This window comes from Verrucomicrobium sp. GAS474 (genome assembly GCF_900105685.1).
Taxonomy (GTDB): domain Bacteria; phylum Verrucomicrobiota; class Verrucomicrobiia; order Methylacidiphilales; family GAS474; genus GAS474.
Genome location: NZ_LT629781.1, coordinates 2,840,675 through 2,855,526, shown reverse-complemented (window position 1 = coordinate 2,855,526; position 14,852 = coordinate 2,840,675). Strand labels below are relative to the sequence as shown.

Sequence of the window (14,852 nt, the reverse complement as noted above, 5' to 3'; positions counted from 1 at the left end):
CAGTCATTGTCCGACGCCGTAAAACTCAGCGGTTCTTTCAGTCTTCTTGGGTGCTTTTAAGGGAGCCGTCATTTGCCCGCATCTCCAGCGCCATTCCGGAGTTTGCACGCATGACGTAGTGCCGGGGAGGGCGAGGCCAGACTACCGCGAACCAGACCACGATCAGGAAACCGATGAGGCTCCACGAGTAAAAAGCATCGCTGGAATTGGAGAGCGGCTTGAAAATCTGAACCAGCAGGACATAGGTCGCGTTCCGCCAGAGGCAGGGTTGGAAGGGCGGCGACGTTCCCGTGCCGGAGAGGCAGCCCCCCGCTCCGGCGAGGTGGGTAAGGCGAAGGAGAATCCCGAAGAACATGCCCAGGACTACGGCCAGCATGACGACCCCCGCGATGCCGAAGTTCAAAAAGGATTCGCCGAAGAACGAAATACGGAGGCCGAAGTGGTTTTCGGTGTCCAAGCCGACCATCCGGAGGGCGTTGAGGCCGAGGTGCCACTCCTTCTTCTGCGGAAAGAGTCCGCTCGGCACCATGGAAACCATGCCGCCGAGATAGGTCTTTCCCATGAGGGGTTGGAAATCCCAATGACTGAAGACCCATGCGCCGTCGTGGAGGTCGATGATATTGTCCCCGTAGAAGGTCTCCTCGATGCTCGACTCGAGCACGTCGCCCGACTGGAGCTTGGCGACGTTGTTGCGCAGCAGGGCGCTGAATCCGGCCAGGACCGTGAAGCAGCCCAGATAACCGACAAAGAACGCCGCGAGGAGCCAGCGCGGCCACTTCCGCTCCATCGAGAGCAGCGCCGCCGTCGCCATGATTGCGAAGAGGAGGGAAGAGCGTTCCGACGTCAAGATCTGGAGCAGGAGGAGCGCTCCCAAGATCAATCCATCCGGTCCCAGAAACCGGCGCGGCTTCCGGTAGAGCATCACCGAAAGACCTCCGACCATGATGGGGAAGAACGTCTCGGCAAAGTTGTACGTCGCCCGCAGGGGATCAATGATGCCGAGTGCCAGGCGATCCCCCCGTCCCGAGAGGAGCGGGATCGTCCCGGAGTAGATCATCGGAAGGGCGATGAGGAGGGCGCAGAAACAACCTCCCACCCGGAAAACCGTTTCCATCCTGCGATCAAGAACTTCCTGGGGGCGGGGCAGATCGGGCAGGCGGGCGTGAAAGGCTGCGGCGGCGCGGTAGAAGAAAAGCATCGCAAAGAGAAGGACGAAGAAGCCGATCGCGTTGATCAACAGGAGTAGCCCCACCATCTGCAGGATGCCGATGGCTTCCTTCGGGATCTTGTTGGCCGTGGTGCTGATGGCGAAGTAAGCGAAGAGATTGATCGCCTCGAGAGGGAGAAGGAGCGAGAGGAAATCAATGGTCCGATGCCGCCAGACCCACACGAGGGGGCAGAGCAACAGCGCCGAACCTGCCACCGCACACAACGTCGCCAGCCCCGGATCAGGCCACGGGGTGGTGAAGTTCTGGAACAGGGCCGGATCGTAGGTCCCCGTCCAAAGAGAGATCGCCAGGCCGAGCCCGAGAAGGATGACCTCCATCGCAAAGACGTGGCGGAAGCGAAGGGCAAACCCGGAATGAGGCGAACGAGAGATGGGAGGATGCGGCGTAAACAAGATCAAACGGTGACGCACATTCGGGAAAACTCAAAATAGCCACCCTCCCCTTATTTATTAATTCCGAAAACCGAAACCTTCTTTTTCGATCTCGGAGTCGGCCTTTCCATCTTTCCTCTCCCGCGCACTCCTCTTAGGGGAAACCCGTAAGGTGTTCCGCGCAGCGTTCTCTGACGCATGCCTCTGATGTCATACGGCAGCCTTGTCCCATCACCCACTCCACGCCTCCAAAAGCGGAGGCCGCCTACTCCCCCACGGGCATCCATTGCCGCGCTGAAAATTCCCTTCGATTTTTTCGGGACCGCCGTTGCGATCCTTCCGTGTGTTAGGTTACCCGTGAGCCTTCCCTGACTTTCGCTCTTTTCCCACCCACGAAACATGCCCACTCCCCTTCCGCCTCCCTTTCCCGGCGCATTGCCCCCGTCCGCGGTCAACGCCCACGCAATCGCCACCAGAAAGGGCTACGGCATGGGAGAGGCTGCGGCCAGACACGCCCTCCTCCTGCCCCACCCCGCCGCGCCGATTCCGGTCGATTACGTCGCCGACGAAAGCCGCGATCCCACTTTCCAGAACTTCTTCGTCATCGCGAGGGAGCAGATGCATATCTGGCTCATCGGCCTCGCCTTCGGGCTTCTGATGGGGATCGTCATGTATCTGTTCACCCCGCGCACCTATCAGGCCAAAGGCGTCTTCCTTGTCGACCAGATCCCTTTCCAGACCACGGCCGAAAATGCGAACGACGCCGAGACCGCGCGGGAAATGGTGCAGAGCCTCATCCTCAGCATCCCGGGGCGGGAGATCAAGCAGGCCATCGCCCGGCAGCTCGATGTCCTGCCCGGTGCCCTCGCCTTCACCGACAAGGAACCGAAGATTTCCCTCCGCCGTTTCGACTCCGACCGCGCGAACATCCGGATCACCTCCACGCGGAACAGCCGTCTCGGGACGATCGTCGTCGAGTCTCGGAGCCCCGAGTTCGCCACCCGGGTGGTCAATGCCCTCTTCGACCAGCTCATGACGATGAACTCACTCGCCGGACGGTTGGGCGACGTCCAGTCCCAGCTTCTCCTTGCCAGAGGCACGGCGGGGAAGCTTCTCGACAATCTCGCAATCGTGAGCGGGGAACGCCTCAAGCTGGAAGAACAAGTGAGGGAGCTCGACGCATATGCCTCCGATAAATTCCCCCTCGAGGAGTTCCCCACCTTCAGCAATGACGCGACGATCAACAACCTCAAGACCCAGCTCATCCTCGTCGAATCCGAATACGCCTCCCTCGCCTCCCACCTGACGCAAGGAGCCCGCCTCGACGGGAAGCGGGGCGAGGTGCGCGACCTCCGAAGCCAGGTTTCCCGGCAGGGCTTCCACCTTGCCCAGTCCCTCCGCGTCTCCCTCAAAATCAGCCGCACCGAGGAAGGAGTCCTCTCCGGGCAAGTGGCGGAAAACGAGAAAAGCATCAAACAGCTTCAGATGAAAAAGGGCGATCTCGACCGTGCCTTCAGCGAGTTCAACCTCCGCCAGCGCCTCCTTGCCGAAGACAAGCCGGAGGGCGGCGTGGAAAACCAGGCCAGCGTCTTCGCCGTCGTCGATCCCGGACTCGCGGACAAGAAGCCCGCCCGGCCCAGCCTCTTCCTCAACCTCGTCCTCGGCGGTTTTTTCGGCCTCTCCGGAGGCGCGGCCATCGCCTTCCTCATCCATCTGCTCGACTCCCGCCTTCGGGCTCCGATCCAGATCGAACTCGCCACCGGTTTCCCCTGCCTCGCAACGCTTCCCCTTCAGGCCGCCTCGGGACGTCCCCCCACCCACTTCACCGACTCCCCCTCGGACCTCGGTTTCATTCGCGGGCAGCTCTTGCGGGATTCGTTCACCAGCCGGGAAAATCAGATCTTCGCCCTCACCACCGTCGGCGTGGGGGGCGATTCGACCGAGGTTCTGGCCCAGCTCGCCATTCTTCTGGCGAAGTCGGAAAAGAAGACCCTTGTCGTCAGCCTCAACTTCTCCGACAAACGCCTCGCCCGCCGTCTCGGCGTCACCCCGGCCAGCGGCCTCGCCGACTGGCTATTCGCCGATGACGGGATCGAAAAGCACATCGCCTATTCTGCCGTGCAGGAACTGGCGATGATCGATGCCGGAGATTTCGAGGGCGATATCGACAGCCTGATCTCCCGCCGATCCCTTGCACCCGAATTGACCCGGCTGACGGAAAAATGGGATTTCATCCTCATCGACGGCCCTCCGCTCCTGGAGCAGTGGCACCTCCTCCTCGTGGCTCCGCCCAGGACCCAGGTCATCGTGGTTTCAGCCTATCTGGGCGCGACCACGTCGGACCTCCTGCGCCTCGCCGCCCGGGCCGCCACCGCCAGGATGGAAATCTACGGCGTCGTCCTCCAGCGCTGCCCCGACCTGGAGCCGATCAAGGAATGGTTCCTGCGGGCGAAGACATTCGCCGAAAACCTAGGGAGAAGAAGCTCCGCCGCAGCCGCCTGATCGGGTCTCCACGTTTTCGATCCTCTGCCCGATCATGCAATCGACACGGGGAGTAGACCCATAGATATCCACCCGCTTCTTCCTTAATATTGACCCATCCCTTATGATCACCGTCAAAACACCCACCGTCTTTGCTCTTGTTTCCGATGCCGAGCAGGTCGAATTCGCAGTCTATCGCTTTCGCGATGCCGCCATCCTCCCCGATTCGATCTCCCTCCTTTATCTCAATGCCCCCGGAACGAATAAGCTTTCCTCGGTGAACTCAACGAAAGCCCCCGAAGGTGCCGTTGTCGGCGGCACCGCCTTGGGTGTTCTCGGCGGTGTCGGCGGTTTTCTGTTGGGCCTCGGCCTGCTGGTCATCCCCGGCGTCGGGCCATTCCTGGCAGCCGGCCCCGTCATGACCGCTCTCAGCGGCGCGGCAGTGGGCGCAGCCGTGGGAGGTATCGGCGGCGGCCTCATCGGCTTCGGCTTGACCGAATACGAGGCAGGGACCTATGACGAAAAGGTGCGCAAGGGAAAGACGCTCATGGCGGTTCATTGCATCGACTCGGTCCAGGCAAAGGAAGTGCGCGCCATGTTCGAGGAAATCGGGGCGACCGATATCTCGACGACGAACACGACCACGAGTATCGACCAGCAAAAGCCCGCCACGATCCTTTAGAGGAATCTTTCGATAACGTCTTTAAAAGATGGCCCCCGGTCAGTTCGCCTCTCCTGATACCGCATCAAAAAAGACTGCGCCCCGATCGCGATGATCGGGACGCGGCGATGTGACGACGTGTTGGATGCGGCGTATTACTTGTTCTGCGTCGGCTTGTCGCCGAGGGGCTGCTGGAGCTTGCTCTTGAGGACGCGGTTGCCGACGAGGGGGCTGGCGATCGCGATGACGCGCTGCTCTTCTTCCTGGCTCTTCACTTTGCCCCAGAGGTAGACCTCGCCGTTGGCGGTGGTGACGACGCGGGCGTGCTTGGCTTTCAGGGAGAGGTTCGGGTCGTTCTTCAGGGCCTGCTTGATGTCTTGGGTGACCTTCAGATCGTCGGAGGCGGTCGACTGGATGACGGGGACGGTCGATTCGTTGCGGTCCTGGGTCTGCTTCGCGGTCGTCGTGGCGACGTTGTCCTTCGAGGTCTGGGCTCCTTCGGTGGCCGCGGTGGCGGCGCTGCTGGAGGTATCGGAGGAGGCACTCTTGCTGCTCGGGCTCGACTGAGTTTGCGCGACGAGGGACATGTTGCCCAGGGAGAGGGTGGCGGCGGCGCCCGCGAGGGCGACGATCTTCAAGGAGGTCTTCATGGAGGGTGATTCGGTATTTGTTTCTAGGGTTGTTGCGGGAAAGGATCGGGGGGCGGGGCCTTTCTAGGCGTGCTGGCCGGAGTGGATGCCCTCGGCGAATTCCTCGACCATCTTGGCGTTGAAGGCCGGGATGTCGGCGGGGCTACGGCTGGTGACGAGGCCCTGGTCGACGACGACTTCCTCGTCGACCCATTCGGCGCCGGCGTTTTCGAGGTCGGTGCGGATCGAGGGGTAAGAGGTCAGCTTGCGGTCCTCGACGACATCGGCCTCAATCAGCAATTGGGGACCGTGGCAGATCGCGGCGACGGGCTTGCCCTGGTCGAAGAAGTCGCGGACGAAATCGACCACGTCCTGATCCTGGCGGAGCGTGTCGGGATTCATCACACCTCCGGGAAGCAGGAGGCCGTCGTAGTCGTCGCAGGTGGCGTTTCCGATAGGGAGATCAACCAGGATCGAGGCTCCCCAGTTATGGTCGCTCCAGCCTTTGACTTCCTGCTCATTGGTCGAAATCACGGTGACCTCGGCTCCCGCGTCGCGCAAGGCGTTGACCGGCTTTTGAAATTCGCTTTGCTCGAAGCCGTCGGCGACGACCACGGCGATCTTTTTTCCATCCAAGCGGTATGTAGTCATAATAAAAGGGGAGGATCAGATCACGTGCCAGCGTCCGGGATTCAGGCGTAAGCCGCTTGATTCCAGCGACTTTCCGATCAACCCCCTTTCCCTCCCCTGCCCTCCGGGTTGCAGCCTGCATCGTTGGCACCCTTCTTTCGCACGAAAGAGGGTGGCGGAGCGGCGGCTTATCCGGCGGGGAGGACGTCGTGATTGGCGAGGGCCCGGCGCAGGCCTTCCTTGCCGCCGGTCTCCACGACTTCGTTGTGCCCGGCGATGATCCGGTCGAAATCCCATTCGAGCATCCTCCGCACCGAGCGGTCGAAGGCGGCCCGGTCCTCGATCTGGCCGGGCAGGTTCCGCGCCACGTCGGGATGGTCGTGGATGCCGACGACCTTTTCCCGGAGGAAATGGGTCCATCCCGAGGAAGGACCGAAATTGAAGACCAAGTCGGCGACGATCAGCGTCCGGGAGGGGATGTGAAGGAAGACGTGCTCTTTCGCCTTCGGCATCCCCTCGATCAGCAGCACCTCGACCTCGCCCCTCCACGCGGCGGGAGGCGGCAGAAGGGGCCGGGCGTTGACATGGGCCGCCTCGGCAAACCCCTCGGGCGCGAGGTAGGGCAGGTAGGGGAAGGCGGCGCGGCCCTCTTTCGCAAAGGTGTCGTGCCGCAGCATCGAGTCGACGAGCCACGAGGGACGGCCCAGCGCCTCGATCTCCGCGACGTGGGCGCGGGAAAACGGAGCGGTCGAGTGGATGATCAGTTCCCCCGTCTTCAGCCGGATCACCGTGACCACCCGGCCAAGGTGTCCGCCGAGGACGTTGAGGTCGAAGTGCTCGATCCAAAGGTTTTCAGCGATGGCTTTCATCCCTTAATTTAAGCGCCTCCGCGCCGATGCGCAATCGGAGCGAGCCGCCGCCGGAAAGGGCGAGCCCTTCTTTTTTGCGTTCCGCGAGAGGGCGTGTAAAGTGGAGGGTGCCTTCCACCCCCTACCCCGCGGAAACGGATGTCCTCCTGCGGGTCTCCGACGCCGAGTTCCGCAGCGAAACCATCTACTTCATCGTCGTCGACCGCTTCCTCAACGGCGCGGGACCGAAGCAGGGTCTCCTCGATCCGACGCTCGACGACCTGGAGCACAAGGACTGGCGCAAATACTGGGGCGGCGACCTTCAGGGCGTGATCGACAAGCTCGATTACCTCCAGGCGATGGGGGTGACCGCGATCTGGTGCACGCCCCTCTTCGAGCAGGTCGAAGGGATGTTCGGCGGCAACGCCCCGATGCACGGCTACTGGGCCCAGGATTTCAAGAAGCTCAACTCCCGCTGGGTGAACCAGCCCGACGAGGTCCATCTCTTCAGCCATCCCCACACCGTCTTCGACGAACTCCTCGACCAGCTCCACCGGCGCGGGATGAAGTTCATCCTCGATATCGTCTGCAACCACAGCAACCCCGAAACCCCGAACGGCAAGGGCAAGCTCTACGATGACGGCAAGCTGGTCGCCGACTTCAATGACGACAAGGACCATTGGTACCACCATTACGGCGAGGTCACGAACTGGCAGGACGACTGGCAGGTGAAGAACTGCGAGCTGGCCGGGTTGGCGACCTTCAACGAGAACAACATTCTCTACCGCCGCTACATCGTCGAGACGATCAAGGCGTGGCTGGACCGCGGGGTCGATTCCCTCCGGATCGACACGGTGAAGCACATGCCGCTCTGGTTCTGGCAGGAGGTGACCTCCGAGTGGCAGTTCCACAAGCCCGACCTCTTCATCTTCGGCGAATGGTACGCGAGCGATCCCGAGGTCCCGGAGTCGGTCGAGTTTGCGAACAAATCGGGGATGACGACCCTCGACTTCGGCCTCTGCTACGCCGTGCGGGCGGCGCTGGCCCAGAACCATCCGGACGGCTTCGGCGCGGTCCAGCAGGTCTTCGAGAAGGGCATCCGCTACCGGGGTGCGAATGAGCTCGTCACCTTCTGCGAGAATCACGACATGCCCCGCTTCCAGTCCCTCGGCGCTTCCGATGCGACCCATCGGCTGGCCCACATCCTCCTCATGACCTGCCGCGGCATCCCCTGCATCTATTACGGGGCCGAACAATACCTCCACAACGACACCGACGGCGGCGAGGATCCCTACAACCGCCCCATGATGAGCGGATGGGCACCGACCGAGATGACCCGTGTCCTGAAGATCCTCTCCGACGAGCGGAAACACAATCCCGCCATCCAATGGGGCGCCCAGCGGGAGCGTTACGTCACCAAGGACCTGTTCGCCTTCACCCGCGTCTACCGCGACTCCCGGTGCTTCACCCTTCTCAACAAGGGCGGCGAGGTCACCGTCCCCCGGATCGAGACCTCCCTCTCCGACGGCCTCCACCGATGCCTCCTCACCGGACGGGAACTCACCGTCCGGGACGGGGCGATCGAGAACGTCTCCCTCGCGGCCCAGGAGGCGATCGTCCTGAGCTGGATCGGCCAGGTGGTGACCGGAAAGACCGTGATCCACCTTCAACTCAACGGCATCCACACCCAGCCGGGGGAACGGATCGCCGTCATCGGGAACTGCCCGGAGCTGGGGGAATGGGATCTGAGCCGCGCGGTGCCGCTCGATTACGTGAACGGGACGACGTGGTTCGGCCAGCTCGTCTTCGAGGCGAGCGCGGGGATCACCATCGCCTACAAATTCGTCCTCTTCGCCGACGAGGGCATCGATCAGCCCCGCCGAGAAAACCGGACCACCCGCCGCCGCCCGCTCCCGTACGAGGGGATGGCCAAGTGGCGCGACGTCTGGGAATCGTAAGGCCCCCGCTTCCTTGCGATTCGCAATGCGTTGAAACTGCGTTAACGTGGGTAAGTGGCCTTCTTCGTTTCCTTCCTCAACCAGCATCGCCGGGGCCTCGCCTGGAGCGCGGCCGTCTTGCTGCTCCTCCTCGCGGTCGGCATCGCGGGGGGATTCCTGGTCGGGGAACGGCTCACCGCCTACGTTGCCAGCGACCTCTTCCGCGACAGGGTCTCCGAGTCGACCTCCCACGGATTGAAGGTCGAGGGGAAATACGATCTCTTCCATCCCGACGGCCTCGAGGTGACGACGGCGGGCTGGCGGAGCGTCGGCCGCCCGGGGGAGAGCATCGCCGCCCTCGACGCCGACGGCATCGCGGGCCGCTTCAACCCGTGGGGCGTCCTCCTCCGCCGCTGGACCCTCGACTGGGTCTCCCTCGACCACGCGTCGATCACCCTCCGCAAGGCCGACCAAGCCGCGAAGATCCCCCTGCCCGTGAAGAAGAAGCCGTGGTACGCCTTCCTCATGCCGAAGCGGATCTACCTCAAGGAGGTCCGCTGCGAGAGCGGCGAGGTCCTCTGGAACTTCCGGGGCCAGACCGGCGGCATCCATCATATCCGGGTCCTCATCACCCCCTACGGAAAGAAGGATTGGCGCTTCGAGAGCTACGACGGCAGCGGGGCGCTCGACTTCCCTCCCCTCCCCCCGCTCCGCCTCGCCGAAGTGTCCGCGACGTTGAGCAAGCCGTGGCTGACGCTGGAGCACGTCGTCCTCGCCCCCGCCGATCCCGCCGATCCGGGCCGCTTCTACCTCTCGGGCAAGGCCGGGCTCCAGCAGGACAAATCGCTGGTATTGCAAACCAAGTTCGACCGCATGCCTCTCTCGGCCTGGCTTCCCGAGGACTGGTCGCACCGGATCGCGGGTACGGTCGACGGCGAGGCCGCCTGGGATGGGGATGGCACCCGCCTCGAAAAATCGCACGGCGACGGCGCGCTCCGGGTGAACGACGGGACGGCCTCCCATCTGCCCCTCCTCGACCAGCTCGCCCTTTTCAGCGGGAATCCCGCTTTCCGCGACCTCCACTTCTCCCGCGTCTCGCTCGCCTGGCGCTGGCGGGATCCGGCCGCCGACATCACCGACATTGCCGTCGAGGTCCCCGGCCTCGCCTCCCTGAACGGCAACGTCCACGTCGAGGGCGGCGTCCTCTCCGGCACCATCCGTTTCGGCCTCCGACCCGACGACTTGAAGTGGCTGCCGAAGCACGGCGTCACCCTTTTCCCCGAAGAACGCGATGGCTTCCGCTGGACCGAGATCGCCCTCTCCGGGACGATCGAAAAGCCGAAAGAAGACTTCACCCCCCGCCTCCGCGCCGCCCTGTTCCACTCTCCCGGGACGCTCCTCAAGCTCGGCTGGACCGAGCTCTTCGCCCCCGACGGGATTGGCAAATAGTTTCCCATGGCGCGATTTGACCTTTTCTTGCTGGGCTTTTTTGGGCTATCTTTGTCCTATTGCCGACTTCCAAGGCAATAAGGGGAGGGAGAAAGAAGTGAGCCGCGCGTCGATTCCATATTTGGAATTCACGCCGTCTTCGCTTATGCATGGCAGTGATGAAACTCTCTATCGGCGTCAAAATCAGTATCGGCTACGGTTTGGTGCTGGTTTCCCTGCTCCTCATCGGCGTCGTCTCCTTTCATAATCTCAAGCAGCTGAACTCCGATTCGGAGTGGGTCGAGCATACCGCCCTCGTCCTCCAGAAGATGGAGAGCCTCTCCGCGCACCTCACCGAGGCGGAGAGCAGCCAGCGCGGCTTCCTTCTCACCCGGCTTCCGGGCCTCCTCAACCGGTTCGACGAACTCTCTCCCTTCGTCCTCGACGACCTCCAGCAGATCCGCACCCTCACGAAGGATAACGCCTCCCAGCAGGCCAACCTCGATGACCTGGAACCGGTCCTTGCCGAGCGGATGGAGCTCCTCCAGCGGGTCCTCCATATTTTCCAGGCCAAGGGAAAGATCGGCCTCGACGAGGTCGCCCTCTTCGCGAAGGGCCAGCAGGACATGGAGTTCTGCCGCCTCACCATCCAGAAGATGGAGGCCCAGGAATCGCGGCTGCTCGCCGACCGCAAGGAACGGGCCACGTCGGCCCAGAGCCTGACCGGGCTCACGATCACCTGGGGCACCCTCGCCGCCTTCCTCATCGTGGCGCTGGCCAGCTGGATCATCGTGCGCGGGATCAGCAGCTCCCTGCGGACCCTCACCAACGCGGCGACGAAGATCGGCGCGGGCGATTACAGCAAACGGGCCGACGTCATCGCCCGGGACGAGATCGGCCAATTGGCGACCGTCTTCAACCAGATGGCCGACCAGGTCGAGCAGCGCCAGGATCAATTGGCGAAACAGGAATGGCTGAAGGGCAACCTCGCCCATTTCAATTCCCTCTTCCAGGGGAAGAGGAGCCTCCAGGAAGTCTGCCAGACCCTCGTCTCCCAGCTCGCCGCGATCCTCGACACCCGCCGCGCCTCCCTCTACCTGGCGCAATCGGTTCCCGGAACGTCGGGCGGCAAGCCGCAGTTCGCCCTCCGCTGGCAGGCCGGCTTCGCGGTTCCCGAGGAGCGCCGGGCGATCCGCCCGGGCGAAGGCCTCCTGGGGCAATGTTTCCTCGAGAAAAAGCCCTTCTTCATCGACGACGTCCCGCGCGATTACTTCACGATCGGCTCGACCCTCGGGGAGGCCTTGCCCCGCTCCCTCGTCCTCCTTCCCATCCTCTTCGAGGATAAGGCCAAGGGGGTTCTCGAGCTCGCCTTCTTCCGGGAGCTGACCGAACTCCAGAAAAACTTCCTCGTCCAGCTCCTCAACGGCTTCGGCCTCGTCCTCAGCGCCATCGAGGCGAATCTGCGCACCGAGGAGCTCCTCACCCAGGCCGAGATCCTCTCTTCCAACCTCCAGACCCAGCAGGAGGAACTCCGCCAGACCAACGAGGAGCTCCAGCAGACGAACGAGGAACTGGGGCAGGCGAACACCGAGCTCGAGGAGCGGACCCGCCGCCTCGACGAGCAGCGGGTCGAGATGGAGCGGAAGAACCGCGAGATCGAGGAGGCCCAGCAGGCGCTCGAGGAAAAGGCGGGCCAGCTCGCCCAGACCTCGAAGTACAAGTCGGAGTTCCTCGCGAACATGTCGCACGAGCTCCGCACGCCGCTGAACAGCCTCCTCATCCTCTCGAACATCCTTGTCGAGAACAGCGAGCGGAACCTCAGCGAGAAGCAGATCCAATACGCCGAGACGATCCGCGGGGCCGGGAACGACCTCCTCCAGCTCATCAACGACATCCTCGACCTCGCCAAGATCGAGTCGGGGACCGTCGGCATCGAGATCGGCGACCTCGTCTACGTCGACCTCGCCCATTCGATCGAGCGGGCCTTCCGCCCGATGGCCGAGGCGAAGAAGCTCGACTTCACGATCGATCTCGACCCGAACCTCCCCGATTCCCTCCGCACCGACGTCCGGCGCGTCCATCAGGTCGTGAAGAACCTCCTCTCGAACGCCTTCAAGTTCACCGAGCAGGGCGTGGTCCACCTGAAGGTGGGGATCGCCCCGAACGGCGAGATCGCCTTCTCCGTGAAGGACAGCGGCATCGGCATCTCCGAGGAAAAGCAGCAGATCATCTTCGAGGCCTTCCAGCAGGCCGAATCGGGGACCGCCCGCCGCTACGGCGGCACCGGCCTCGGCCTCTCGATCAGCCGGGAGATCGCCCGCCTCCTCGGTGGCTCCCTCCGGGTCTCCAGCACCCTCGGTCAGGGGAGCACCTTCATCCTCACTCTCCCCGCGACCCTCGCCGCCGCCTCCGACGCGGCGGCCCCCTCCCCCCAGCGTCCCGCCTCGGCCTGGGAGCCGAAGCCGAGGATCGGCCACGGCCATGCCCCGGCGGCTTCGGCCCAGCCCCAGGAACTCGCCAGCGAGAGCGGCGGCGTCGAGGACGACCGGGCGAACATCTCTCCCGAGGACCTCGTCCTCCTCGTCGTCGAGGACGACGCCAACTTCGCCGGGCTGATGGCCGATTTCGCCCACGGGAAGGGCTTCAAGGTCGTCATCACCCGCCAGGCCGGTTCGGTTCCGCTCCTCGCCGAGCGGTTCAAGCCCGCCGCGATCACCCTCGACCTCGGCCTGCCCGACCGCGAGGGCTGGGTCGTCCTCGACCAGCTGAAGCATTCCGCCGCCACCCGTCACATCCCCGTCCACATCATGAGCGTCCGGGAGGAACGGGAGCGCGGCCTGAAGCTCGGCGCCGTCTCCTACCTGAAGAAGCCGGTCACGAAGGAACAGATCGACGGGATGCTGGGCCAGGTGAAGGAATTCGCCGCCCGCTCCGTGAAGAACCTCCTCATCGTCGAGGACGACGAGCGCCAGCGGAAGAGCCTCATCGAGCTGATCGGCAACGGCGACGTCGTCACGACGGCGGTGGGAACCGGCCTCGCCGCCCTCGCCGCCATCGAGGAAAAGCATTACGACTGCATCATCCTCGACCTCGGCCTGCCCGACATCGGGGGCCTCGACCTCATCCGGCGGATCAAGGACCATCCGGGCGGCGAGAACCTGCCGATCATCATCTACACCGGCCGGAGCCTGACCGAGGCCGAGGAGCGGGACCTGAAGCAGTTCAGCGAGGCGATCATCATCAAGAACGTGAAGTCCCCCGAGCGGCTGCTCGACGAGACGGCGCTCTTCCTCCACCGCGTCCAGAGCAAGCTCCCCGAGCGGAAGCGGCAGGCGATCGAGCTGGCACGGCAGGAAGACTCGATCCTCGCGGAGCAGGCTGTCCTCATCGTCGACGACGACCCCCGGAACATCTTCTCCATCACCGCGGGTTTGGAACAATACCGGATGCAGGTGCTCTACGCGAACAACGGCCGCGAGGGGATCGAGATGGTCGAGAAGCATCCCGAGATCCGGGCCGTCCTGATGGACATCATGATGCCCGAGATGGACGGATTCGAGGCGATGCGCCGGATCCGGGCGAACCCGAAGTACCACGACCTGCCGATCCTCGCCATCACGGCGAAGGCGATGAAGGGGGACCGCGAGAAGTGCCTCGACGCGGGAGCGTCCGATTACGTCACCAAACCCGTCGACATGGAGCAGCTCCGCTCGCTCCTCCGCGTCTGGCTCTATAAATGATGACCGACGATTCCGCCCGCGCCGCAGCCTTCGCCGGAGAGGACGAGGACGGGATCTCCCTCCTCTCCGCCGATCCCTCCTTCGTCGCGGCGGTTCCCCGGCTCTTCGAGAAGGTCTTCGACCAGTATGGCTTTGATTTCCGCCATTACTCGGAAGGCTACCTCGAACGCCGTGTCGCGCGGGCCCTGGCCGATTTCAAGCTGGAGAACGTGGCCCAGCTGGAGGCGCGCGTCCTCGGCGATGCCGACGGCATGATGCAGCTCGTCGAGATCCTGACCATCCGCACCACTTCCCTCTTCCGAGACGCCGCCTTCTACCGGGCCGTCCGCTCCGAGATCATTCCCTGGCTCCAGACCTATCCCTTCATCCGCATCTGGGTCGCCGGATGCTCGACCGGCGAGGAGGCCTATTCCCTGGCGATCCTCCTCCACGAGGAGGACCTCTATTCCCGCTGCCGGATCTACGCCACCGACTTCAACGAGGGCAATCTCGCCCGGGCCCAGTCGGGCGTCTTCCCCTTCCCCCTCGTCGCCGAGTATTCCAAGAACTACAAGGCGGCCGGAGGCACCCGCGAGTTCTCCGACTACTACGTCCACGACGGCGAGAACGCGATGATGCGCTCCCATCTTGCGGAGCGGATCGTCTTCGCCCACCACAACCTCGCCTGCGACGGCTCCTTCAACGAGTTCCACGTCGTCTTCTGCCGCAACGTCCTCATCTATTTCAACCGCGACCTTCAGTCCCGCGTCCGGGACCTGATCTGGAAGAGCCTCATCCCCCGGGGCTTCTTCGCCCTCGGCAGCGGGGAGAGCCTCTACCTCTCCTCCTACCAGGACCGCTACGAGGAAGTGGCCGAGAAGAAACGCATCTACCGCAAAATCCATGCCGACTAAGACCC

10 protein-coding genes are annotated in these 14,852 nt (G+C 63.5%); 6 read left to right on the top strand and 4 right to left on the bottom strand.

Features of this window, described 5'->3' with window-relative positions; genetic code table 11:
• Positions 1–37: 37 nt before the first annotated feature.
• Positions 38–1,546, bottom strand: coding sequence for an O-antigen polymerase (locus tag BLU04_RS11985; protein WP_093286346.1), 1,509 nt, complete (start codon positions 1,544–1,546; stop codon positions 38–40).
• Between the two features lie 453 nt (positions 1,547–1,999).
• Between BLU04_RS11985 and BLU04_RS11980 the strand changes: the two genes are divergently transcribed.
• Together BLU04_RS11980 and BLU04_RS11975 are read left to right on the top strand one after the other, a co-directional pair.
• Positions 2,000–4,102, top strand: a complete 2,103-nt coding sequence (locus BLU04_RS11980; protein WP_157895316.1) for a hypothetical protein — start codon at positions 2,000–2,002, stop codon at positions 4,100–4,102.
• A gap of 103 nt (positions 4,103–4,205) precedes the next feature.
• Positions 4,206–4,763 (top strand): hypothetical protein, encoded by a 558-nt coding sequence (locus BLU04_RS11975; RefSeq protein WP_093286342.1) that lies wholly within the window; start codon positions 4,206–4,208, stop codon positions 4,761–4,763.
• Positions 4,764–4,897: 134 nt separating this feature from the next.
• Here the strand turns inward: BLU04_RS11975 and BLU04_RS11970 are convergent, their stop codons facing one another.
• The 3 genes from BLU04_RS11970 to BLU04_RS11960 all read right to left on the bottom strand — a co-directional run bounded on the left by BLU04_RS11970 (position 4,898) and on the right by BLU04_RS11960 (position 6,870).
• A complete protein-coding gene (locus tag BLU04_RS11970) occupies positions 4,898–5,392 on the bottom strand; it encodes a BON domain-containing protein (RefSeq protein WP_093286339.1) in 495 nt (164 codons plus the stop codon).
• Positions 5,393–5,455: 63 nt separating this feature from the next.
• On the bottom strand, positions 5,456–6,022 hold the full coding sequence (locus tag BLU04_RS11965) for a type 1 glutamine amidotransferase domain-containing protein (protein ID WP_173862571.1): 567 nt from the start codon (positions 6,020–6,022) through the stop codon (positions 5,456–5,458).
• A 167-nt stretch (positions 6,023–6,189) separates the two neighbouring features.
• Complete coding sequence (locus BLU04_RS11960; RefSeq protein ID WP_093286334.1) at positions 6,190–6,870, bottom strand: hypothetical protein; 681 nt, start codon at positions 6,868–6,870, stop codon at positions 6,190–6,192.
• 107 nt (positions 6,871–6,977) lie between these two features.
• Here BLU04_RS11960 and BLU04_RS11955 point away from each other — a divergent pair, with 107 nt between their 5' ends.
• From BLU04_RS11955 to BLU04_RS11940, 4 genes are all read left to right on the top strand, one after another.
• On the top strand, positions 6,978–8,807 hold the full coding sequence (locus BLU04_RS11955; protein WP_197672949.1) for an alpha-amylase family glycosyl hydrolase: 1,830 nt from the start codon (positions 6,978–6,980) through the stop codon (positions 8,805–8,807).
• Positions 8,808–8,861: 54 nt separating this feature from the next.
• On the top strand, positions 8,862–10,235 hold the full coding sequence (locus tag BLU04_RS11950; RefSeq protein WP_093286329.1) for a hypothetical protein: 1,374 nt from the start codon (positions 8,862–8,864) through the stop codon (positions 10,233–10,235).
• A gap of 158 nt (positions 10,236–10,393) precedes the next feature.
• Complete coding sequence (locus BLU04_RS11945) at positions 10,394–13,954, top strand: response regulator (protein ID WP_162274682.1); 3,561 nt, start codon at positions 10,394–10,396, stop codon at positions 13,952–13,954.
• Positions 13,951–14,847, top strand: coding sequence for a CheR family methyltransferase (locus BLU04_RS11940; protein WP_197672948.1), 897 nt, complete (start codon positions 13,951–13,953; stop codon positions 14,845–14,847). Before BLU04_RS11945 ends, BLU04_RS11940 begins: the two co-directional genes overlap by 4 nt.
• Positions 14,848–14,852: the final 5 nt, after the last annotated feature.